We start from the raw sequence: 24,221 nt of genomic DNA on the forward strand, positions 1-24,221 counted from the left end.
GTTATTCTCCTCTTATTGCTCTTATCATCGATTTAATCTTGCCATCTAAAAATGATAGACTGGCTTGATAACTCAATGCATTTTGCGTAAATGCACTGACTTCAAGATCTTTATCCACCGAGTTCCCATCGAGTGACGTCTGGGATGGAGTTCGATATTTTAATTCAGCCGCGAAAGTTGATTGGGCTTGAATATGGCCAGGCGCATCCGTTGTCATTCCTTGCATTTGGCCAGCCATATTCGCTTGCAACATTTGCTTGAAGTCAACATCACGCGCTTTATAATTTGGCGTATTGATGTTTGCCAAGTTATTAGCGATTTGCGATGAGCGTTGATCGCGAATCTTTAACGCGTTTTCATGAATGCCAAACCAATTATTCACATCCAGTCCCATAATCACCTCTTTGTCGATTTTCTATGAAATAATATGCAATTGCTGTGCCACATTTGCTACAATGTTACTTTTGCATAATTAGTCGTTATGAAATCGATCTTAGCCTTGCCCCCCTTAAAATCGGAACTCCTTTGGCAAAATTTGTATGGCGCTAGCTTGTCGTTAACTTGTGCAGAACTCTTGCAAAAAAATAGCGGGACGACACTGTTAATCACGACTGATAACCTTTCTGCCATGCAATTATTTGATGAGTTGAATTTTTTCCTAGCCGATAGCGAGCAACGAAAGCATTTGTTTTTTTTTCCCGACTGGGAAACATTACCTTATGATCAGTTTTCACCGCACCAAGACTTAATTTCTGAACGCCTGAAAACCTTGACGCAGATAAAACAAAATCCGCATGCAATTGTGATTAGTGCCATCAGCACGTTAATGCACCGCCTTTGCCCTCCGATGTATCTTCAACAATCGGCTTTTCATCTTCAAATTGGTCAAGCTATCGACCGAGAAGCATTTCGCCAGCAACTTCAGCAAGCAGGCTACTTTGCTGTGAATAAAGTCATGGAACATGGGGAGTTTGCGCTTCGAGGCTCAATCATCGATGTATTCCCCATGGGAAGCAAACGACCTTTTCGTATTGAATTATTGGATGATGAAATCGAAAGCCTAAGGTATTTTGATGCCGACAGCCAAAGAACCACTGAAAAAAGTGACAGAATTACCATTCTGCCTGCGCGCGAATTCCCTAACAACGAACAAGGCATTACCCTGTTTCGTCGTCACTTTCGAGAGCAATTCCCTGGCAATCCAAGCCAATGCCCCATCTATGAGTCTGTGAGCGAAGGCCATTATCCAGGCGGCATTGAATATTATCTCCCTTTTTTCTTTGAAGAACCCGCGACTATCTTTGACTATTTACCGGAGAAGACCAACCTCCTTTTTATCAAGTCAGTCATCGATGCAGCGAATCAATTTGAACAAGAAGTCAAAACTCGGTTTCAACAACGTGCTTTCGATGTTTCTCGACCGATTATCAATCCAGAACAGGTGTTTTTAACCAGCCAGTCATTTTTTACATTAGCCAAACCCTATTCGCAGCAACGATTAAGTGATATGCCCATCGATAAAAAGGGACAAATGGTTAACCTGCCCATACACCCTCCCGAGCAATTGCCTATTGATAGAAGTGCGACATCACCGTTGCATCGATTAATTGCTACGATTGAGCAATCAAGCGAGCGATTTCTTCTTGTGGTCGAAAGTGCTGGCCGGCGAGAAGCCTTATTGGATTTGCTATCTCAAAGCCATTTGTCCATCAGCCAAGTAGATACCTGGCAATCCTTTATCGAATCCGATATAAAACTTGCGATCATCACCGGGCCTTTGCTGGATGGCTGTGTGCTCCATGAAGCAGGCATTCACATCATTGTTGAAGCCCAATTATTCGGTGAACAACCCGTGGTTAGTCATCGTAAAAAGCAAGGAGGAATCGATCCCAATACCATTATCCGTGACTTAGCAGAATTAAAGATTGGTAACCCTGTCGTCCATATTAACTTTGGAGTAGGTCGCTACCAAGGCTTAAAAACACTGCAATCGGGTGGAGTGACCAATGAGTTTGTGGTACTCAATTATGCGGGCGATGATAAAATTTATGTCCCTATCACCTCGCTTCATGTCATTAGCCGGTACACAGGCGGTGAGCATGAGTCAGCGCCCTTGCATCGTCTTGGCAGCGATACCTGGCAAAAGGAAAAGAAAAAAGCGGCTGAGAAAATTCACGATGTGGCAATTGAGTTATTGGATATTTACGCGAAGCGACAAGCAAAATCTGGGTTTAGTTATGAAATTCCACAAATGGATTATCATCGCTTTGCCAGTGGTTTTCCTTTCGAGGAAACGGATGATCAGAAAAAAGCCATTGCCCAAATTCAATTGGATATGAAATCACCACGTCCTATGGACAGGTTAATTTGCGGTGATGTGGGTTTTGGTAAAACGGAAGTGGCTATGCGCGCGGCATTTATTGCTGTTCAAAATAGCAAGCAAGTTTGTATCCTAGTTCCGACAACGTTGTTGGCGGGTCAACATTTTGACAATTTTCGAGACCGCTTTGCTGACTTTCCCGTTTCCATCGAACTATTGTCGCGATTTCGCAGTGCCAAAGAAAGTGAAGCTGTGATTAATAAAATCAATCAAGGCCTTGTTGATATTGTGATTGGCACCCATAAGTTATTCACTAAGCTATTGAATTTTAAACGATTAGGTTTATTAATTATTGATGAGGAACATCGATTCGGGGTCAAACAAAAAGAGTATATTAAATCGATTCGCAATGAAGTGGATATCTTATCCATGACAGCCACCCCTATCCCCAGAACATTAAATATGGCGATGTCAGGTATTCGCGATATTTCCTTAATCGCAACGCCACCTGCCAAACGATTGGCAGTGAAAACCTTCTGGCAAAACCGCAATAATCCCGCAATCCGAGAAGCAATTTTACGGGAAATTCTTCGTGGTGGTCAGGTGTATTTTCTCCATAACAACGTACAAACGATTAATCGCATATTAGAGGAAGTAGAAAGCCTCGTTCCTGAAGCAAAAGTTCGCATAGCCCATGGCCAAATGAAAGAGCGAGAACTTGAGCGCATCATGAATGATTTCTATCATCATCGGTTTAATGTATTAGTGTGCACAACCATCATTGAAACCGGCATCGATGTTCCCACTGCTAACACCATTATCATTGACAGAGCCGACAAATTAGGGCTTGCTCAATTACACCAATTACGTGGCCGTGTCGGGCGCTCCCATCACCAAGCGTATGCCTATTTATTTACCCCGGATGAAAAAATTGTCACACCCGATGCAAAAAAACGGTTGGAAGCGATTGTTTCCTTTGAAGACTTGGGGGCAGGTTTTGCCTTAGCAACGCAGGACTTAGAAATTCGTGGTGCCGGCGAACTACTTGGCGAAGAGCAAAGTGGTAGCATGCATGCCATTGGTTTTACGTTATTTATGGACATGCTCGATAAAGCCGTCAACGATTTAAAAGCAGGAAAAACACCCGAATTGGAGCAACCGTTTCAAACTGGCCCTGAGATCGAGTTACGTATCAGCGCCATCATTCCAGAAAACTTCATCCCTGATATTCAAACCCGCCTCATATTTTACAAACGCATTGCCAACGCACAAAACCAACAAACATTACACGACCTGCAAGTTGAAATGATTGATCGTTTTGGCCTATTGCCTGAGCCAGTGAAGCATCTATTTCGCTTAAGTTTATTGAAAATAACGGCATTGCAATTAGGAATCACCCGCATTCAGGGTAATCTCGACCAAGGGAAAATCGAATTTTGCCAGCAGCCAATGATTGATCCAGGAAAGCTAATCAGCCTAATCCAGCTCCATCCGAAACGCTATCAGCTACAAGGCCCACAGATATTGAAATGCCAGTTTGATGGCAAAGATGCCAATGATTTGATTGATAAAATTGATGGATTGTTAAAGTCGCTAGCGTTATCAAATAATTAGCCGACAGACATAAATCGGGCACCTCGTCGTGCCCGGATTTTAAAGTTTCGGCAGAACCACTAAGCCTCGGCCATTTCCATATCTTTTTCCCAAACTATTTGATTGTGTTGAGCGACGGCCAATTCGAGTTTTGATTGATGCATCGATTCAACGGCTGGGCGCCTTACTTTTAAGGTTGGCGTTAAAAAGCCATTTTCAGGCGTCCAATTTTCTTTGCACACAAATACGTGGCTAATTTTCTCATAGCTCGCTAATTTTGAATTGACGGTATGCAATGTGTCTTTCAAATATTGGGCGAACTTATCTTTGTTGCGAGGGTGTACGTTTTGGGCCAAGGTAACAACCATGACATTGCTCGGTAAGCCTCGTCCAACCAAGCAGAGTTGTTCAATTAATGTATTGGAAGAAAATTCCTTCTCGATGGGTGAAGGGGCAATGAATTCCCCTTTTTGATTTTTGAAGTTTTCTGAGATGCGTCCAATAATTTTGACATTGTTATTTTCATCCAACTCAGCTATATCGCCAGTTCTTAGATAACCCCTATCATCAAATTGCTCTTTGCTTTTCTTTGGCTCTTTATAGTACTCATTCATCAAACAATTTGATTTGGTTAATAACTCATTCTCATCACCCATCGCCAATTCAACTTCCAGTCTTGGGCTACCCACGTAACCTAACCGTCGATTTTCTAATCGATTAATCGTTGCATAAGCTAGGTTTTCGGTTTGACCGTAACCCTCTTGAATCGGAATATCGAGTTTATCAAAAAACGACATGATAGCGATTGGCAATTGAGAGGCACCAGAGACAAAATTTTCGCATCGGCTAAATCCTAACTGTGACTTAACCTTTTTCTTAATTAAGGATGAAATTAAAGGGATTTTTAATAAAATGTTCATTTTTTTTGGTGGCAGTTTATGTTCAATTTTTTGTTGAAACACCCCCCAAATTCTAGGCACGGCCGTAAACAAGGTCGGTTGTATCTCTTTAAGATTATCCGCAAATTTGTCTAAACTCTCCACAAAGGACACATCACAAGGCACCGTAAGGCTTGTTAGTTCAACGGCAGTCCTTTCATACACGTGCGCTAAAGGTAAATACGACACAAAATGGTGGTATCTCACAGGGGTTAATGTCAGAACGTCTCGGCCAACCACTTCTAAGTAATTGGCGATGCGATCGTGGTTATAGACAGCCCCTTTAGGATTACCCGATGTTCCGGAAGTATAGATAATCGTATACATATCGTTAGCTTCAGGCATGACCACTTCCTGAACGGGTTCGGCTTTCATCATCGCATCCCAACTAAAATCAACGGTCAAATCGGCATGATAATCAAAACCAGCTGTTTTCATTTGTGAAGGAATATTAGCCCGTGCATGAACATGATCATCCAATTTACCAACGAACACCATTTTCACCTCAGCATGCTCGAGAATGTATTTAATACTATCGGGATGCTGGTTTCCAAATAGAGGGACATTGACCATTCCCGCAAGGGTGATGCCGAAATCAGTGATAAACCACTCCGCACAGTTTTTTGAATAAATAGAAAATTTATCCCCTTTTTTATACCCTTGGTCTTTTAAAAATTGGGCCACTCGGCGCGCTTTATTCATCACTTGCGACCAAGTTAGTTCTGTCCACACATCTTGGAATGGTTGACGCAAATACACTCTGTCGGCATTTTCTTTTTCGTTTTTTAATAAAAGCTCAGTAATGGTGGGATTATTCATAACGAGATCCTTTTTTATTCTATTTTTCATAAGTATAGACTGAATTTTTGAATATTGGGAAGCCAGAATAAGATCGCATGCTTTGCAATACGTTAACAGGGATCCCGCACAGTGATTTGGGGGGAATTTGGTATTATCTCAAGGGAGATCCAATGTTAATGTTGGCATAACTCGATGATTTTAGTGATTAAGGCGAGTTGTCGTTGGGTCGCCTCCATGCCTTCTCGGATGGCACCATCCGCTTTATGAAAATCATATAATGAAAAATCCGCTAACAAGGGTTCGATACTAATATCGGCAGGGTCACCCCCTGCGCGTGCTTTTGTGATCCGGTCTTGCATAATTTTAATACTTTGACTTAAGACGCTATAATAACCAGGCCGCTCATCCCAGCCGATTAGTTTTTTCAACCAACTTTCAATATTAAGTCCGTCTTTGGAAGCATCGGGTGCAAGTACTTTGCGTGGCTGCATTAAGTCATGGTTCAAGTTCACGCCAATGACAATATCTGCCCCCATCGCTCGGCATAATGAGACAGGAACAGGGTTAACTAACCCGCCATCAACGAGCCAAGCGTCATGATAATCGACTGGTTGGAACAACCCGGGAAGTGAAATGGAAGAACGAATGGCTAACGACAAATCGCCTTCCGTCAACCATATTTCTCTCCCGGTATGCAAATCCGTGGAAACGGATGCGAATTTGATGGGTAAAGACTCAATCGACTGGTCTAAATTAAACTGCTTTAAAAAGTGCATGAGTTTTTTACCAGACATCACCCCGCCACCCGAAAAGCTAATGTCGATTAACTGAGCCATGTTTCGACGGTTCAACCCCCTAACCCACTGGCTGAATTGGGGGAGTGAACCCGCTGAATAAATAGCGCCAACCACAGAACCAATCGAGCATCCTGCAATGCAGTGAATGGGGATACCGGCTTGTTGTAATACCTCAATAACACCAATATGAGCCCATCCTCGAGCAGAACCACTACCAAGTGCCAACCCTATTTTCAGATGAGGATTCTTCACTTGGTACCACCCACCGTGAGCGCATCAATTTTTAACGTGGGTTGGCCAACGCCAACAGGAACAGATTGCCCATCCTTGCCACAAACGCCAATCCCTTTATCCAACGAACAATCATTACCAATGAGACTAACTTGTCGCATGACATCGGGCCCATTGCCAATCAATGTGACGCCTTTAACGGGTCGTGTGACCTTGCCCTTTTCAATTAAATAGGCTTCACTCGCTGAGAAGACAAATTGACCGGAGGTAATATCGACTTGACCGCCTGCAAAATTCACGGCATAAATTCCCTTCTCAACCGTTTTAATGATTTCTTGAGGATGATAGCTTCCGCTTAACATGTATGTGTTAGTCATGCGTGGCATTGGTACATGGGCATAGGATTCTCGACGGCAATTGCCGGTTGGCTTCATGCCCATTAAGCGGGCATTTAATTTATCTTGCATATAATTCACTAAAACGCCATCTTCAATTAATGTGGTACATTGGGTAGGTGTCCCTTCGTCATCAAAGGATAAGGAGCCACGACGATTGGCAATCGCACCATTATCCACGACTGTCACGCCCTTGGAAGCAACCTGCTGGCCCATTTTACCAGAGAAAGCGGATAACCCTTTGCGGTTAAAATCACCCTCCAGCCCATGGCCAACTGCTTCATGCAATAAAACGCCAGGCCAACCTGGGCCCAAGACAACGGGCATGGTTCCGGCAGGCGCATCTTCCGCTTCAAGATTAACTAATGCTTCACGGACGGCATCTCGTGCAAACTCAAGCGCTAGGCCTGAGCTTATCACCTGGTCAAAGCCAAAACGTCCTCCCCCGCCACTCCTTGCCGTTTCACGTCTTCCCTGTTTGTCTTCGACAACCACACTCACATTAACGCTGATAAGCGGCCGAATATCGGCTAACAATTGTTGATTCATCCCCGCAATCATAATCGTTTCATAACTTGCGCTTAAGGAAGCATTGACTTCAATCACACGGGAATCCATTCGTCTTGCTTCTTCATCGATGGCTTTTAGCAACGCAATCTTTGCATGCTTCGTTGTGGTTTCAATGGGATTAATATCTGCATATTGTGGCTGTATTGCGCGCGTTGTTTCCACCAATGTCTGCTTAGATTGGCCTGAATGAACAATGCTCTTTGCTGCATCAGCCGCTTTTAACAAGGAGGGCAATAAAATATCATCACAGTAAGCATAGCCTGTTTTGTCTTCACTAACCGCCCGAATACCAACGCCTCTATCGATTGAAAAAGAGCCGCTTTTTACTTCGGAATCTTCGAGATACCAGGATTCATAGCATGCATTTTGAAAATATAAATCCGCATCATCAACGGTCGCAGATAACAACTTATTCATCACTTTTTCAATGGCTGATTCATCGATATCAGAAGCGTTAAATAATAAATCTTTCGCTTGGGTTAACGTATTACTCATGAGTAACCTCTGCTATTTCAACACATGGTGTTGGTTACATGGAAATTGGGCCCTTAATCGTTTAACATCCTCTAAGTCAATATCCGCATAAATAGGGCCTGATTGCCTGTTTGCATTGACTAAAACTTTACCCCAGGGATCGATAATCATGCTATGGCCATATGTCATCCGCCCATTTTCATGCTTACCGCCCTGATTTGGTGCAGCCACATACGCTAAATTCTCGATAGCCCTGGCTCGTAATAAAACTTCCCAATGAGCAGACCCAGTCGTTTCTGTAAACGCTGAAGGGACAAAGAATAAATCAACCTCTTTTATTATTAATTGTCGGAAAATTTCAGCAAAACGCAAGTCATAGCAGACTGTCAAGCCAACTCGGCCCACTGGCGTATCAACAGCAACAATGTTTGACCCAGGTTCAATAGCAGCCGATTCTTGATAACTTTCCCCATCTTTAACAGTCACATCAAAGAGATGAATTTTATCATAGCGTGCAACTTGCTCCCCTTGGTCATCAAATAATAACGATGCAGCATAGATTTTATCTTTACCCGGAACTTTAATCGGCACTGTACCGCCAAGCAAAAAGATATGGTTTTCTTTGGCAGTGTAACTTAACCACTGTTGGATAGGACCATCACCTCCCGTTTCCGCCAACGCTAATTTGTCGCGCTCATGAAAGGACATGCACGCAAAATTCTCAGGTAAAGCCACCATTTTAGCGCCTTTTTCGGCTGCCTCGACGATATAGTTTTCAGCGACCTTTAAGTTGTGCTCAACGTTTGCTGATGATACCATTTGGACTACCGCGATTCGATGAGACATTTTATATCCTATGCAAAATACTAGTTATAACACGATTACCGTGTTTAAAAAACTGTTGATCGTTTTTTGGTGCGCTTGGTGGCTAATCGCACTTTGGACCGATGTGGTGGGTGGAATAGCTTATTTAAATTGGTTACATGCCGACTGGGCACCTGCAAAAAACTACCCATTTTTAGTCGAATCCTTAAAAATGTACCATCTCCCCAACTGGGTTCCCGCCTTACTATTCCTTAGCATTATTGGATGGATGACAATCATAAGTGTCATTTTTTTGTCAGCCGTCTTTCGCATGTTTGCAAGAAAACCCTATGAATCGATAACCGATGTCGCCTTTTTTGTTAGCATGGGGTTATGGCTTGCCTTCTTTATTGCTGATCAATTAATCATGAATTATGAATTAGAAGCCAACCATATGATTCAAGCGAGCTTCCAATTTTTAAGCTGGATGTTTTTATTACATAACAGGGCTGTTCGATAGGGAACGACTTTAACGTTTCGCAAATTAGGTGAAATGAAAAAAAGGCGCATTGTTCATGCGCCCTGGAGATGGCAGTTTGTAACGCGTTGAACGCGATGGGAGCCAAGCTTAATGAACAGCCACATTCTTCTTATCAGCTGAATCATCCCAATCGTCGCTATCCATATCATCAAGGGGATCGTCATCCATTTCATCATCGATATCGCTTGAGTTATCCCCGTTTTGATTAATCTTATCTTCTTCATCAGCCACGTCTTCGCGATTTTTTAGTTCTTCTTTCAACTTGTCTAGATTAAACCCAGTCCCAGCCTTGAAGTAGGACATGAGAAATTGAATAGGGGCTTTCATAATCATCGCAAAGGTATTCGTACCTGCATCAATGCTTTTTGTTGCCACATGCTCGCTGTTTTCATTATGGCGAATAAACATTTTCTCTAACATCAACGAATGCTTGTCATACAACGCATCTAGATTTTCGTTTGCTCGTTTGTCTTGTTCAAGTAAATAGACGCCAATTTCGTGATGGGTATTTAATAACGTTTCGCGTCTTTGCTGCAATTGATTAATTTCTTGATCATAATTCATCAATGCATGATCAATGCCTTGTTTGACCTTGTCAAATTTGTACTTTTGTTGTTGATCACTGCCATTATCAATCATCTGCCTGGAAGCATCTATGGTAATTTCAGCCCATCGGGTGATCAATTCCGCTTTCTTTTGAGTTAATTCGTCTATTTTGTCATCCAGATGTTGAATGGCATGTTTGTTTTCGGTTAGCAACTGATAGTGCGCTGTCATTCGCTTACGGTTTTGCATTTCAAACCGCAAATTTTTCAGCTCTTCAGCTTCCTGACTTAATGCGCGATGCTGAGCATCGTCATTTAACTGTTTATCACGACTGAGCAGTAAATGGCGCAGGAATGCGGAAAACGCAACCACTGCACCAAAGACAGCCGCACAAATCAAACCAATTGCTATGACTTCCATGATAACAACCTCCTTTAATGCAAATGAATCATTTGCGTGTGCAGATCAACAGCAAAATATCGACAAAACGCATTATAAGAATCCACTCTTGGCCATTGAGAGGGATTGTCATTCATGCGCGACATTTCTGCTTTGAATATTGGCTCGTAACACATTTCCAGAAAAGGTTGTACTTCCTTTAATTGTTTAAAGTTTTTCACCACGACTGTTGCATTTTCAGCTAAATGTGAGACATTGACGCGCTGTAAAATATCAACGAGTTCTTTATCATTTCTTTCGATGGCTGACTTCATCCATTTCAAGATGATTGAACGGGGGCGTACTCTAATTAATTGATGTCCTGATTCAATGGAATCTTCCATGACAACAATTTGTGAATGCAACTCAAATTTAAAGCAACACAAGAAGTCTAAAAAACTACCTTCCATGTGATGGTGTGCCTCATCGCCCAACCAACGTTGAATTTCATGACTGAACATTTCTTCATAATGCTTTTCAATTTCATCGAGTGTTTGTTCATCGGTTTCACGTTTTGGAATGACATACGCTGTGGTGTCAGTCAACATCAGCCTTAAGTTGGGGATGTCAGCTTCTTCAAATTGAGATGCAATGAACGACTGAAAAACAGGGGTTGGTTTTAGGATAACCACTTCCCATTTACTTGGTTTCATTGTGCTCTCCTTGTCTAATTAAACTCATCCTGAGTAAAACAGAAAAGCTAACTCATGCTGAACAGTTCCTCGTAAAAAAAATAAGGGTGAGGATTCTCCAGATTAGATCGTTCTGAATAGGGAGTCAATATGAAAAAACGTTATTTTTTTAGAAAGGTATTTATATGTCTAAACAAGCAATAAACAGCTAAAAATAAGGGCATAATGGACTGATTAATAAAACAATATCAACGAGCTTTCCAGTTAGATACCTGGTAGCGGGCCAAATTTTGCGCACGCTATTACCCCTCCCCTATCAATCTAAAGAGCAAGAATTTTCAGATTTGTTACTCAATAATTAATAGCTTTTTTAATTTCTTTTGGGTAACATGGCTGTGGGATAATTATTATCCTCTCTATCAAATTGTTTTACAGGAGTAAAATTTATGCCAAGCGAAAAGTATACGAAATTAATTGAGGGATACAATAGTGCCGTTGATGCTTACCTCAAAGAACAGAAAGTTATCAAAGATGAAAAAGAGGTTGATTCAAATGACAAGAGACTTGAATTAATTGAAAAGCTTCCTGTCCAAGAAAGAGTATCTCAATTAAAAGCGGTTAACGCATTCATTACATCTCTCAAGAAGCAAGAAGATCATGATGCCGAAAAGTTATTGGTATTTTTAGATACACTTGCTCAAACCATCAGCGTTACTCCCTATATTGGTCACTCAGAATTAAAAAATAATCTACAAAAGCTAGTAAAAGAGCATATGCCAGTCGATGATGTTCTTAAGGCAAGATTATTTAATAATTTCAACACAACCATTAACAACCAACAAGATAGCCTAGCGAGTTGGTTCAAGGGTTGTGAGAAAATGGGTAAGGATTTCATTAGAAAATTTTATGAGCTATACAACCAATCCTTTATTAAGGCTACCCAAGTTCAGCAAGGTGAATTAGAAAAGTTATTTACTCCGAAGGAGAAAGTGTCTGCTCATTCAATATTGACAGCTTCTTCATCCGTTAAAGATGAAAAACCCGATGAAAAGACTGCATCGCCAAAGCATGGTTAATTGATATTGGATTTCTTGTCATTTCTTTTATTGTAGCCCGTATTACGGCTTCGCCTAATACAGGCTACTATGTTACCCTTAATATACCCCTTGAATTGTTATCAATTTATACGTATCCTGTCCTTTTTTATATCTGCATAATGCTTTCAAATAATTTCCTTCATCTTTCCTTCGCCCCAGACATGGAGAGAAGGCGCCCAAAGGGCGGATGAGGGGTTGCCGAATCGAAGCTATTATTTGGATGTTTAGCACATTGTGATTGAGATGCTATGTTAAAACGCCTTCTTATTTCGATATTACTCGTATTCGTTATTCTTATCGCTGCCCCAATCGTTTATATTTACCAGCTCAGCCCAGACGAGTTAAAGCAATCGGTCAGCAAACTCTTAAGTGCCAAAACGCATCATCAAATAACCATTCAAGGAGATATGAGTTGGCGGGTTTTTCCCAGCATTAAATTAGTCATTAACCAAGTCACCATTAAACCTGAAAATAAACAGTCAATTGTTCAAGGCCAAGTCGGTCAATTGCTGTTAACGTTAGACACGTGGGATTTACTTCGCCGTCAAGTGAGTATCGAACAAATTCAATTAAATCGAGCTAACCTAAAGTTATCACTGCCCAACCAATCTCACCCAAAACGGAAGACCCCAAACACCAAAACGCAAGCGGTTAAAGAAAACCACCTGCTCTCCTTTTCTGTCGATAAGATATATATTAATGACAGCTCCTTCACGGTAAATCATGGTATAGACCGCATTACCTTGAGCAATGTCGACTTCAAATTAACCCAGCATCATCAATCACAGCGGTTTAGCCTGCAAACAAACTTACTCATTGAACAAGATAATCGCCCAATAAAAATCAATAATCTGCTATTTTCCGGCTCCATTAGCCAATTCAATCTGCTACTCAATAACCCAGATAACCTAAAGAAAATAGCCATCGAAGCTCACTTAACTGGCAAAGAAATTGATGTTGAACGGTTAACAGTTAATGACTTGCAAGCCAAAGTCACACTTAACAAGGGTGTTATCACAATGAATAACTATCAATTTTCCCTTGCAGATGGAAAAGTGGTAGGTACGTTGGATTATGATATCACTCGCGATGTTTTATCGGTGAACCAGAAGCTCAGGAATATTAATACAAAATCGTTAGTCAATGCGTTGGGAAGCGATGACTACATGATTTATGGCAACCTTGATTTGGATTGGCGAAGTAAAACTCATCCCGTTAATCAAGATTTTTGGGATAATACCATCGCATCGGGTCAATTAAACTATGACAACACCCTTATCAATTTGCCAAAAACACGCAATATGATCGATGCCTTGATGCAGAGCTTGCCAAAAATATTAGGTCACTCTCCGAGCAATTTACAAAACAATCTGAGTGAAGATATATCGCAATCAAATAACACCAGTCGATTTGAACAACTCCGTCAAGGGTCACTCGAAGCTCAATTCAAAATGGGCAGTGGCGTTGTCAATCCTGTTCTTTTTACCATTACTCACCCAAAAATCAATGCCTCAGGGGAATTAAGCTGGACTCTCAAAAATCAGGCTATCTCGGGGCGAATGAAGCTTATTACATCCTCCATCGATAAAAACGTGCGAAAACTTCAAACGATGTTAAACGGCGCTATCCCTCTAATCCTGAAAGGAAAAATCACCGATATTCGTGCCTATCCTGATATGAAAGCCATAGCACCTCTACTGGTTAATCAGCTGGTGAATAAAACGGGCAAAGAAGTCATTCAAAACTTGGGTAATCAACTTTTAAATAACGCGATTTTCAAAATCCATGATTAATACGCAGTTCACCCAGCCTCTGTTAACTTGGTATTTTCAACATGGCCGTAAAGACTTGCCCTGGCAACATCCTCGCTCGCCATACTTTGTCTGGCTATCTGAAATAATGTTGCAGCAAACACAAGTTAAAACAGTGATACCTTATTTCCTTCGTTTTATTGAACGGTTTCCAACCCTTGAAACATTAGCATCCGCATCGATAGACGATGTCCTCGCCTTGTGGTCAGGGCTTGGCTATTATAGTCGTGCCCGCAATTTATATCGATGCGCCCAACACATTGTTGACGACTATCAAGGTGTTTTTCCTTCATCAGCAACGTTGTTAGCGACACTACCCGGAATTGGGGAAAGCACCGCGGCAGCCATCGCTTCATTGGCTTTTAATCAACCAACGGCCATCTTAGATGGCAATGTTAAGCGCGTGTTATGCCGCTTCTTTGCTATTGATAAACCACCTGAAAATGCCGCTGTGAAACGTCAACTATGGCATCTTGCACAAGACTGCATGGATAAAGCGCGTTGTGCTGATTATACCCAAGCGATTATGGATCTAGGCGCCACCCTGTGCACACGAGCCAAACCATCTTGCAGTCAATGCCCTATCCAAAAGAACTGCCAAGCCTTTGCCAAACAAATGGTTGACCGATTACCAATCCGCCAATTAAGAGCAAAGATTCCAACGCGTGAAGGGCACTTCATCCTTTTACATCATCACTCAGGGGACATTTATATCCAGAAAAATCCTGATAAGGGCGTTTGGGGTGGGTTATGGAGTTTGCCACAATTTAAATGCTTACAAGATAGTCATCACTGGTTGGAACATACTTGGGGCGTTAATCCAGTTAAAGCGCAACCGGATTACGAATTTAAGCATACGTTCAGCCATTTTCATCTCCAGTTAAAAATCTATCACTATCACACTGACAAGGCTCTATATGAAAAGGAAAAGTCAAGCCGTTGGCTAAGCGTTGATGACCTAAACAACGTTGGATTACCCAAGCCTATCCATGTCATTCTTAACCAATACTGGCGTCAACCGAACGAAGAAACGCTGGGTGAGAAGGGTTCATAGGAATCATCGACACCCAGGTTGTGAGAGGCAAACATACATTAACGTTGTGCTAACTACTTCATATGCCGTCTAAATGATACGGCCAAGAGGATATAAGTCCAGCCGGCTACGATTAGTTCTATCGCTATAATCAAGCCAATGAACCAGACGCCGCTCATGGGCCAGTGAACCAGTAGAATCACCCCTAATGCAAGAGATGCCAAAGCGGATAATAAGAACCAACCTGTCCCCGGTGCTTTATTTAATTTAAACCATAGAATAGTCCGTGCTATTCCCATAAAAATAAATAACCAAGCCAAAAACGCGGTAATTAAGGTTGAAGCCATCAATGGGTCATAAGATACTAAGGCTCCAGCAATCAAATATAAAAAGGCGATGACCAGATGCCATAACATGCCATGCCAATGCAAACACTTAAAACTATCAGCTAATTGCGCAAACCCTGCGATAAATAAAAGCACCGCAATAAAGTACATGCTCATCACAGTAATGCTTACGAGCATACCAAGGCCAACTGTTCCTAGAATAACAAATAAAATTCCTAAGAATAACAACCAACCCCAGTTTCGTTGCAACCTTCTTGATGCAAGGAAAATCTCCTTATCTTGCTCTTTCATTCTCTTCTCCTTTCAGCCCATCGTTTTTATCCATATATATCTAGGGAATGTCCCTATTCCTTCCTTTTTTGAAAATCGCTTGTCTATTTATAGCATAGTCTTTATTTCATGGGGTAACAATCGACGTGTCGCCCTAAAATATGACATGGGTGAATGTTGGAGCAAATGGGAAAGTTTTTCCATATAAATACAGGCAAACCGTTCCATTTGGTAGGCAAAATAGGTCTCCTCCGCACCGCTACGAAACACCCTTCCCCAAAGGGGGTTGAACGCTGTTTCCATTTTTTGGATTAATTGGGCAAGCTCTGCATCGACATCGGCGATTTCTGCTAAAATCTCCTTGATTTTGCTCTCCGAGCGCTCCGCTCGAGGTTTCATGTTTAGGTATAAAATTTGCTCTTCCAAATCTTCTTTTTCTTTCATGAGTTGATTGATTTGTTCATTGATATCTTTCGTTTTATTTAAACCTTCGATTTCTTGTCCCAGTTCTTCAACAACCAAGGCTGTCCGCCAATTACAGTCTTTTTTCAATCGAACAATATCACCATAAATATGATCACCTATGTATAATATTTCATCGCCGCTTACCTTAAGGTGATTGGTGAACGCCGTTGCATTGCCACCTTGATACACGCCTGGCACCATCGGTCCGCTGAGGTTGCTCATTAACCCAGACTCTGGGTTAACATGCAAAAACTTTAAATTATCAAAAAAGAAACGAGGCTTGTTGGCAAACGTTATCACATATTCAAACAAATCCAACCACGTCTTACCCTTTTCTAAAAACGGGTTAATGGCAAAATCTAACAATAAGTTGCTATACCAATAGTCAGAATTTGTCAGTATAAAGAATTTCTTACCACTATCGATGTAATTGATTAACCCTTCGACTAACGCTTCATCTCGAATCACATAGTCTTCTAAATTGTCTTTTACTTTGTTTTTCAAGCTGCCATCGGCATGGATTAAATCCACCATTTTGTAGACATCTTCACTGATACACTCATAATCCGGCAATAAATGGGGATATTTATCTTTTAAATCAACCAATTGTTGATATAAAACACAATAGGCAATCGAAAAAGCAGTGTCCACAGGGATATAATCCTTATCCCCCAAATCAACATACACACTGTAATAAATATCTTTTTGCTCTTCATAACTAAGCGGACGCGTGCCATGAAAGCTATTGCGAATGGCCCCGAAGCGACTTAATTTGATAATATTTCCTCGCTTGATATCAATAACTAAACCGCGGATTGCATCGTGATAATTGAACTTAAACGATAATACTTCTTCAGGATAGTTTTTATGTTTAACCAACCGTTCTGTCACAAGATGAAAAACAAGGTGTTCGAATCGTTCTGTATGGTAGCGAATTAAAGTATGATCCATATCTAAACCGATGTATTTAATTTTTTTCATATTTAATAATCGGTTGATAAAAACTGGTGCAGACATAGGCAATCCATCCCTCTTTGATAATGCGTTAACACGTCCCTCTTAACCATGGGTCAACCCGAATATGGGCTTTTACCTAGCACTATTTTGGTGACGGCTGGGTGACTTCATCATCAAGAGAATATTGTCATAGTAGCATGTTAAATTGTCCAACACTATTGGGTGACGAGGTGATTATTTTCATTTATACTGCGACTGTTTCATCTATATAACAAGGAGAAGGTATGAGAATCCGATCATTGGCTACAGCAGTTGCAAGTTTGGCACTGTTTGTCGGCAGTGTTCATGCAAACTGGGTTTGTAATGTCAGTAACGATAAAGAACAGCAATTCACTTATTCTGCCCCTCAGGAAACTGATGCAGAGCAAATGGCCCTTAGCATTTGCCAAGAAAATGGCATAAAAAAAGATAATTGCGATGCTGATTGTTTTGACACAGGAACCAACACCAGCCGATGGCATTGCGCGATCACCAACAGTAAGCGAGAAAGCTGGTCTTTCACTATGTTAAATAAAGACAAAGCGCTTGCACTAGCAAAGCTAGCCTGCAACTCCCATGGAATCAAAGACAAAGACTGTCACCCAACCTGTGCGGTAGAATAGTTGTACCGGTTTTTCGGAACACTGTAACCACAGTGTTCCGAACGCAGCTTAATCCGAGCAACCAATAAACGATTGATAGATCGAAGTGATTTCTTTGAAAGGATAGGATTTAATTTTTCGCTTTAAACCAATGGATTGCACCTGAAGTTGGTGGTGCGCTTTCTCCCAACCTGACTTTAAAAGAACCAATTGATCATGAGAGATTATCCGATGCTTGTATAATTGGTGCATCAAACTGATGGTGTGCGTGTATCGGGCCATATCAATATTATTTGCCCGTAAAACCAAATATTGAATCAAAAATTCAATATCCAACAGCCCCCCAGGAGAGCGTTTAATGTCTTTTTTGTCTTCCGTTTCATAGCCAACTTTATCTCGCATGTCCTTGACAGACTTTGCCAACTGACCTTCATCCTTAGGCTGTATAATGATGGTTTTTTTTAGTGCCAATAACCGCATTCGATAGTGGCGGGTTCCATACATGACACGCGCTTTTAATAATGCTTGATGCTCCCATATCCAGGCTTGGTTTTGTTGATAGTGCGCAAAAGCATCCCAGTGACTCACCAATAATCCTGCTGATCCAGAAGGCCTTAGCCGCGTATCCACGGCATACAACACGCCAGTTTGAGACCGGGTTGTTAGCATGTGGATCAAGCGTTGACTTAATCGCATGGCCAAGGTTTCATCGTTGCGTGGGAAATTATGCACAAACACTAAATCCAAATCCGAATCAAAATTAAGCTCTCGGCTACCCGCTTTGCCATAACTCAAAACAGCAAATGAAACCGCTAAGCGCTGTATTCGTGGGTATTTTTCAACCAATTGCTCAACGGCAATATGCACAACTTGATTGACAATCGCTTGCGCTAGATCCGCTAAAAAGCGGCCGACTCTTATGACAGGGACATGTTTATGAATCATGGCACGCGCTACACACAGCCAGCTTTCTAATTTGAATTGTTTAATAATTTCAATTTTACCTTCATCATTTTCTGCAAATTGAACACGGTTTTGTAAAATTTGATTTAACTCATTTCGACTGGGCAAGGAAAATGAAGGCGATTCGGTTTCTAATAATGCCTCTAATAAAAAAGGATATTGAACGATTAATTGGGCAATGAATTCACTTTCAGCAAAATAATAGATTAAGGTTTGAATTGCATGAGGGTTTTCAGTCAGTAAGGCTAAATAAGTCCCCCTTCCAACAATACTCTCTAACAAATGAATTAAGCGAAGCAACACAGCCGCTTGATTTTTAAGTTTGGATAATTCAGAGATGATCATCACCATCAATTTTCCTAAACGCATTCTTGATACTTGGCTAAGCCGTCTAACACGGTGCGTTTGACGAAAATCATTGATCAGATGGTAGCATCGCTTGGCATCATCAAAGGATAAGCTCTCAAGGAGGTGCATCGACATTTCCATTTCAATATGCCCTTCCCATAGATTTTCAATTTGCTTGTAAGCAACGCGTTTATCGTCTTCAAATGAAGGCTGTTTCCCTAAAAACGATTGAAATATTTGGCTAACAATACGCTGATACTGTTCTAATCGTTTCAAAAAAGCATCCACGTCATCAAAGCGCATGAGAGCGGCAATCATTGCAAGACTTGCTTGCTCTTCAGGTAATGTATGTGTCTGTAAATCCCCTTTCACTTGCAGCAAATTTTCGAGCTGACGAAAAAACAAATACGACTTTTTGAGCGCATCACACCGCTCTAATAATTTGTGCTCCTTTAATATGGCTAACGCGGTCAACGTCGATTGAACACGTAATGGCGGTATTCGACCCCCGCGAATAATTTGAGCTCCTTGAACCACAAATTCGATTTCTCGAATACCACCTTTTCCCCGCTTGATATCATCTAATCGAGGATTTAACTCAATTTCTCGCTCAATGAGGGACTTCATGCCGCGCAATGATTCAATCACACTAAAATCAACATAGCGCCTAAAAACAAACGGGATAATCATCGCGTCGACCGTTTTTCTGAGCGAGGCAGGCAAAGATGACTCAGCCACTCTGGCTTTTACCATCGCGTATCGCTCCCAATCACGTCCTTGCTCTTGGTAATACGTTTCGATTGATGCCAAAGAAGGAACCAGCGATCCACTATCGCCGTGAGGTCTTAGGCGTAAATCCACTCGAAACACGATGCCATCTTGGCTTTTTTGTTGCATAATTTGGCTAAAAAGTTGGACCACTTTAATAAAAAACTCTTGATTGCCAATGCGGATTTCGCCATTTGTTTCGCCATGGTGATCAAAGGTAAAAATCAAATCGATGTCTGAGGAAAAGTTCAGCTCTTGCCCACCCAGCTTTCCCATTGCCAGTGTGACTAAATGGGCAGGCATGCCGTCCTTTGCCATTGGCCGCCCGTGCTTTTGAGCAAGTTGATGGGTGGCATATTCAATGCTTTTTTGAATAGCCATATCAGCAAAATCAGACCAACATCGTAATGTTTGTTCAATATGAGAAAGCCCCGCGATTTCTCGTAATACTAATCGCAACATTTGTTGATGGCGAATGATACGAAGTTGCTGGCAAAAGATGGGCAAGGTCGTTGTCAAATCAAGCTCATTGAGCAAATGCTGATAATCGGATGCAAAATAAGGCTCTAAACCATTGTCCCGCTCCATCATAGCCACTAAATGGGTCATTTGCTGGCAAGTAAAAGGGGAATAGCGCATTAGCTCAGTGAGTGCTGATTGTAATGAATGAGAGCCCAAATTTGCCTGAGCTAACATTGTTTCAGCACGTTGAAAATGATAGGACTCTCGCATCAAAGTCATCATGAAAAATAGCGTATACTAAAATCATATCATACCCGGGATTGTCCCTAAAGAACGTCCCTAAAGTTTTGCAATAAATGACAAAGGAAAGCGTGGAAGCGAGTGTTAACCCAGTATTTGTTTTGTAAAGGATGGCCGAAGATAAAATCCCCTGGGTAAAGTTTGGGTAAGGTTGCCTTGTTTATCAAATGCTTCTGTCAACGTACGGGCATTTGCAGCTTTCGGCCGAATTTGTAAATACTTGCCTGCCTTCGCATTAATGTCTTCCAGCTCGCCACAAATAATGCGTTCAACATGCTCTTCCCAATCTTGGCGTAACAGGGTTGATTGTTCATTGGTAGGAGACCACAAGAAACCCATGCCGACCCTTCTCTGTGCAATGGGTATACGACTATCCCCTTCAATCGGCAACCAAAGAACACGTTTTAGTTTTTGCCAACAAGCGGAGGTTTCCCAGGTTTGTTGGTGAATAGTCAGCAAAGGGATATTGGTCACATAAGTTGACTCAGCAGGAAAGCCTTTCTGGTTCAGCGGCAATGTTTTAAGTTCGATTGCGAGTTCAACAAAATCGGGGGATGCCTGGTTTCTTGCACTTGCCCCTAAGACAGTCTCAATTAATTGGCCTGCCCATCCCTTCCCTTGTGTGGTTGAAGAGGGAAGCTGCCAATTGCAAAGTAATGCAATCTGGGCCAGCGTTTTACCGGCAATTGATTGACAGCGCCTGGTTAACGCTGCCTCTGTCAAAGGTGGTTCAATCGTCACATTCATTGTCAATCAATTTAGTGTGAGGATGGTTCCTCGGTAACCACTGCAATGGCAAGTTCATCCAATTGAGCCTGGCTAACTTGTGAAGGCGCTTCAGTTAACATGCACGAAGCTGATTGTGTTTTGGGGAATGCAATCACATCGCGAATCGAATCACTATTTGTTAATAGCATGGCTAATCGATCAACCCCTAGCGCAATCCCCCCATGTGGCGGGCAACCATAGGAAAAAGCATCCAGTAAGAAACCAAATTTATCTCGCGCCTCATCATGACTCATGCCAAGCAACTCAAACACCACTTGTTGCATTGCTGCGTCGTGAATTCGAATCGAACCACCGCCAATTTCAAAACCGTTGATGACAATATCATAAGCTCGGGCTTTGGTAGTCTCTGGATTGTTTCGTAACTCACTTGGCTCAGTCGTTTGTGGGCCTGTGAAAGGATGGTGCATGGCTGCATGACGATGATTTTGTTCATCCCACTCAAACATCGGCCAATCAATCACCCACAGCAACGCCCAATCATGCGTATAAAGGTTCCTGTCATGGCCTAATTTATTACGCAGCGCTCCCATTGACTCATTAACGATCGTTGTGTCACCTGCGCCAAAGAATAGTACATCACCGGTTTGACCTTTAGCTCGCTCTAGGATGGATTTAACCATCTCAGGTGCCAAGAATTTCAAGATTGGCGATTGCAAACCATCCATGCCTTGCTTTAAGTCGTTAATTTTTATATACGCTAATCCCTTGGCACCATAGATACCAACAAATTTAGCATAGTCATCCAACTCTTTTCGGCTCAATTGGCAACCATCTGGCAAGCGCATGACAACCACACGACCATCTTCTTGAGAGGCAGGCTGTGCAAAGACTTGGAAATCACAGTCTTTGACAATGTCTTCGATATCAATTAACTCTAAAGGGATGCGAAGATCGGGCTTATCACTGCCATATCGACGCATTGCTTCATCATAGGTCATTGCAGGCAACGAATCAGGAATATCAACGTTGATTACCTCTTTAAATACTTTTTTTAATAATCCTTCAATCACACGCATCACAACGGATTCATCAACAAATGCCATTTCGCAGTCTAACTGGGTAAATTCAGGTTGCCTGTCAGCGCGTAGATCCTCATCCCGAAAGCAGCGAACAACTTGATAATATCTGTCAAAACCCGCCATCATTAATAGTTGCTTAAATAATTGCGGCGATTGGGGAAGCGCATAAAACGAACCAGCATGCACTCGAGAAGGGACAAGATAATCCCGAGCCCCTTCGGGCGTTGCTTTGGTAAGCATGGGTGTTTCAATGTCCACAAATTGTTGGTCATTTAAATAATCACGAATACAACGAATCATTTTATGACGCAGTCGAATATTATGCTGCATCGATGAGCGTCGCAAATCTAAATAACGGTATTTATAGCGAAGATCTTCATTGACAAATTGATGTTCATCGGGCAAGAAAGGTGGCGTTTGCGCCGGATTAAAAATGGTTAGCTCAACTCCCACGACTTCGATTTTTCCCGTTCCCATAGCCGAGTTAATCATCCCTTCTGGGCGGGCTCTCACAACCCCGGTTGCCTGGATCACAAACTCATGGCGCAAGCGTTCAGCCTGAGTAAAAACGGCTTCATTTTCTGGCTCATAGACAACTTGTACCAAACCCGAATGGTCGCGAATATCTAAAAAAATGACGCCGCCGTGATCCCGTCGATTATGAACCCAACCGCAAATGCGCACAGTTTGGTCTAACAAGGTTTCGGTTACATGGTTGCAATAATGTGTTCTCATAAAGGACCTATCGACATTTCAACAATTAAGGATTAGAAGGATTTGTTACAGTTTGATTTTGAGGGGGCAAACCATTCTGCATGACACCCAATGAAATTACCAATTTTAAAGCTTCATCGATAGACATGTCCAGCTCGGTAGCTTCCGATTTTGGAATAGCCATCAAAAACCCTGACGTTGGGTTCGGTGTTGTTGGGATGAAAATGGTCAACATCTCCAAACCTGTTTTGTCTTCGATATAAGGATTTGACTGATTGGTTAAAAAAGCAATACTCCACATCCCTTTTCGGGGATATTCAACCAACAAGACTTTGCGAAAAGCTTGGCTATTCGTTGAGAATACCGCTTCGATAACTTGCTTTGCTGCGTTATAGATAGAACGCACTAGGGGGATTCGTGCTAATATGGATTCCCCCCACCGCACCATCCGTTGGCCCAAAAAATTGGTAGCAAACATACCCGTCATGGATAAAACAAGGAGCGTGACGATGACACCTAACCCGGGCAAATGAAAGCCAATTAACTGTTCCGGCTGATAGGCGTGCGGTAATAAGGAAATGGTTTTATCAAGCAATTCAATGACAAAGCGAAATATCCATAAGGTAACAATAATCGGAAGCCAAACGATAAGGCCAGTGACTAAATAATGCCTGAGCGGTTTAAATTTCAATTGTCATCACCTTTTTTCTGAGTTGTTTGCCCAGACTTCTGAGCAGGCTGCTCTGCCGATGCTGTTGTTGATGCATTTGCATCCGTTTTCTCGGATGCTTTTTTAGGTTTTTCTTTAAAATCTGTTTGATACCATCCGCTGCCTTTCAATTGAAATCCAGCGGCAGATACCATACGAACAACCGATAGTTGAAAGCATTTTGGGCATTGCTTCACGGGTTCATCACTCATTTTTTGCATTAAATCAAATTGGTGATGACATTTTTTGCATTCATACTCGTATATTGGCACCATCACTCTCCAGTTTTACTTTCAATCAAGGACCCCACACCCGCCCTTTAAGCACCATCTCCCCCGATAGGAGAAAAGGCAAAATGGCGTACGTTTTATCGAAGGCCTTAAAGATAATCCGAATTGATCGATTCTTCAAGGGTTCGATTCAAGGAACTTAGGACTAATTAGGCTCA

Annotated in this window: 20 protein-coding genes; 6 read left to right on the forward strand and 14 right to left on the reverse strand. The window is 41.9% G+C overall.

Annotated elements, in window-relative coordinates; translation table 11 throughout:
* Position 1: 1 nt before the first annotated feature.
* A complete protein-coding gene (gene flgB / locus AB3348_RS08945) occupies positions 2 to 394 on the reverse strand; it encodes a flagellar basal body rod protein FlgB (protein WP_367607251.1) in 393 nt (130 codons plus the stop codon).
* An 87-nt stretch (positions 395 to 481) separates the two neighbouring features.
* On the opposite strand from flgB, the gene mfd reads away from it, so the two are divergent.
* On the forward strand, positions 482 to 3,934 hold the full coding sequence (gene mfd, locus AB3348_RS08950) for a transcription-repair coupling factor (RefSeq protein ID WP_367607252.1): 3,453 nt from the start codon (positions 482 to 484) through the stop codon (positions 3,932 to 3,934).
* A gap of 59 nt (positions 3,935 to 3,993) precedes the next feature.
* On the opposite strand, the gene AB3348_RS08955 is transcribed toward mfd, so the two are convergent.
* From AB3348_RS08955 to AB3348_RS08970, 4 genes are all read right to left on the reverse strand, one after another.
* Complete coding sequence (locus AB3348_RS08955) at positions 3,994 to 5,670, reverse strand: AMP-binding protein (RefSeq protein ID WP_367607253.1); 1,677 nt, start codon at positions 5,668 to 5,670, stop codon at positions 3,994 to 3,996.
* Between the two features lie 155 nt (positions 5,671 to 5,825).
* A complete protein-coding gene (gene rssA, locus AB3348_RS08960; RefSeq protein WP_367607254.1) occupies positions 5,826 to 6,701 on the reverse strand; it encodes a patatin-like phospholipase RssA in 876 nt (291 codons plus the stop codon).
* Positions 6,698 to 8,140: a metalloprotease TldD gene (gene tldD / locus AB3348_RS08965; protein WP_367607255.1), complete on the reverse strand. Its 1,443-nt coding sequence runs from the start codon at positions 8,138 to 8,140 to the stop codon at positions 6,698 to 6,700. The genes rssA and tldD overlap by 4 nt, the downstream gene beginning before the upstream one ends.
* A 12-nt stretch (positions 8,141 to 8,152) precedes the next feature.
* Entirely contained in the window at positions 8,153 to 8,965 is an 813-nt protein-coding gene (locus tag AB3348_RS08970; RefSeq protein WP_367607256.1) for a carbon-nitrogen hydrolase family protein, read from the reverse strand.
* A 10-nt stretch (positions 8,966 to 8,975) separates the two neighbouring features.
* Between AB3348_RS08970 and AB3348_RS08975 the strand changes: the two genes are divergently transcribed.
* Positions 8,976 to 9,443 carry a hypothetical protein gene (locus tag AB3348_RS08975; protein WP_367607257.1) on the forward strand — a complete coding sequence of 156 codons (468 nt, stop codon included), beginning with the start codon at positions 8,976 to 8,978 and terminating at the stop codon, positions 9,441 to 9,443.
* Between the two features lie 108 nt (positions 9,444 to 9,551).
* Here the strand turns inward: AB3348_RS08975 and AB3348_RS08980 are convergent, their stop codons facing one another.
* Together AB3348_RS08980 and AB3348_RS08985 are read right to left on the reverse strand one after the other, a co-directional pair.
* Positions 9,552 to 10,430: a hypothetical protein gene (locus AB3348_RS08980; RefSeq protein ID WP_367607258.1), complete on the reverse strand. Its 879-nt coding sequence runs from the start codon at positions 10,428 to 10,430 to the stop codon at positions 9,552 to 9,554.
* Positions 10,431 to 10,444: 14 nt separating this feature from the next.
* Positions 10,445 to 11,101: a hypothetical protein gene (locus AB3348_RS08985; protein WP_367607259.1), complete on the reverse strand. Its 657-nt coding sequence runs from the start codon at positions 11,099 to 11,101 to the stop codon at positions 10,445 to 10,447.
* 425 nt (positions 11,102 to 11,526) lie between these two features.
* Here AB3348_RS08985 and AB3348_RS08990 point away from each other — a divergent pair, with 425 nt between their 5' ends.
* From AB3348_RS08990 to mutY, 3 genes are all read left to right on the forward strand, one after another.
* Positions 11,527 to 12,156, forward strand: a complete 630-nt coding sequence (locus AB3348_RS08990) for a hypothetical protein (RefSeq protein ID WP_367607260.1) — start codon at positions 11,527 to 11,529, stop codon at positions 12,154 to 12,156.
* 269 nt (positions 12,157 to 12,425) lie between these two features.
* Entirely contained in the window at positions 12,426 to 13,970 is a 1,545-nt protein-coding gene (locus AB3348_RS08995) for an AsmA family protein (RefSeq protein WP_367607261.1), read from the forward strand.
* Positions 13,963 to 15,042 carry an A/G-specific adenine glycosylase gene (mutY, locus tag AB3348_RS09000; RefSeq protein WP_367607262.1) on the forward strand — a complete coding sequence of 360 codons (1,080 nt, stop codon included), beginning with the start codon at positions 13,963 to 13,965 and terminating at the stop codon, positions 15,040 to 15,042. Before AB3348_RS08995 ends, mutY begins: the two co-directional genes overlap by 8 nt.
* A gap of 53 nt (positions 15,043 to 15,095) precedes the next feature.
* Here mutY and AB3348_RS09005 read toward each other — a convergent pair whose 3' ends face one another.
* Positions 15,096 to 15,659 carry an HdeD family acid-resistance protein gene (locus AB3348_RS09005; protein ID WP_367607263.1) on the reverse strand — a complete coding sequence of 188 codons (564 nt, stop codon included), beginning with the start codon at positions 15,657 to 15,659 and terminating at the stop codon, positions 15,096 to 15,098.
* Between the two features lie 87 nt (positions 15,660 to 15,746).
* Positions 15,747 to 17,120 (reverse strand): HAD-IG family 5'-nucleotidase, encoded by a 1,374-nt coding sequence (locus AB3348_RS09010; protein WP_367607264.1) that lies wholly within the window; start codon positions 17,118 to 17,120, stop codon positions 15,747 to 15,749.
* Between the two features lie 224 nt (positions 17,121 to 17,344).
* Here AB3348_RS09010 and AB3348_RS09015 point away from each other — a divergent pair, with 224 nt between their 5' ends.
* Positions 17,345 to 17,722, forward strand: coding sequence for a hypothetical protein (locus tag AB3348_RS09015; protein ID WP_367607265.1), 378 nt, complete (start codon positions 17,345 to 17,347; stop codon positions 17,720 to 17,722).
* A gap of 48 nt (positions 17,723 to 17,770) precedes the next feature.
* Here the strand turns inward: AB3348_RS09015 and glnE are convergent, their stop codons facing one another.
* The 5 genes from glnE to AB3348_RS09040 form a co-directional block, all read right to left on the reverse strand.
* Positions 17,771 to 20,524, reverse strand: a complete 2,754-nt coding sequence (glnE, locus tag AB3348_RS09020) for a bifunctional [glutamate--ammonia ligase]-adenylyl-L-tyrosine phosphorylase/[glutamate--ammonia-ligase] adenylyltransferase (RefSeq protein WP_367607266.1) — start codon at positions 20,522 to 20,524, stop codon at positions 17,771 to 17,773.
* A gap of 102 nt (positions 20,525 to 20,626) precedes the next feature.
* The gene (gene mutH / locus AB3348_RS09025; RefSeq protein WP_367607267.1) at positions 20,627 to 21,289 is read right to left on the reverse strand and encodes a DNA mismatch repair endonuclease MutH; all 663 of its coding nucleotides are present in this window, start codon (positions 21,287 to 21,289) and stop codon (positions 20,627 to 20,629) included.
* A gap of 11 nt (positions 21,290 to 21,300) precedes the next feature.
* Positions 21,301 to 23,085, reverse strand: a complete 1,785-nt coding sequence (gene aspS, locus AB3348_RS09030) for an aspartate--tRNA ligase (RefSeq protein ID WP_367607268.1) — start codon at positions 23,083 to 23,085, stop codon at positions 21,301 to 21,303.
* A gap of 25 nt (positions 23,086 to 23,110) precedes the next feature.
* Positions 23,111 to 23,755, reverse strand: a complete 645-nt coding sequence (locus AB3348_RS09035) for a DUF502 domain-containing protein (protein WP_367607269.1) — start codon at positions 23,753 to 23,755, stop codon at positions 23,111 to 23,113.
* A complete protein-coding gene (locus AB3348_RS09040; RefSeq protein WP_367607288.1) occupies positions 23,752 to 24,045 on the reverse strand; it encodes an FmdB family zinc ribbon protein in 294 nt (97 codons plus the stop codon). Before AB3348_RS09040 ends, AB3348_RS09035 begins: the two co-directional genes overlap by 4 nt.
* Positions 24,046 to 24,221: the final 176 nt, after the last annotated feature.

This window comes from Legionella sp. W05-934-2 (assembly GCF_964199965.1).
Lineage (GTDB): Bacteria > Pseudomonadota > Gammaproteobacteria > Legionellales > Legionellaceae > JAFIFT01.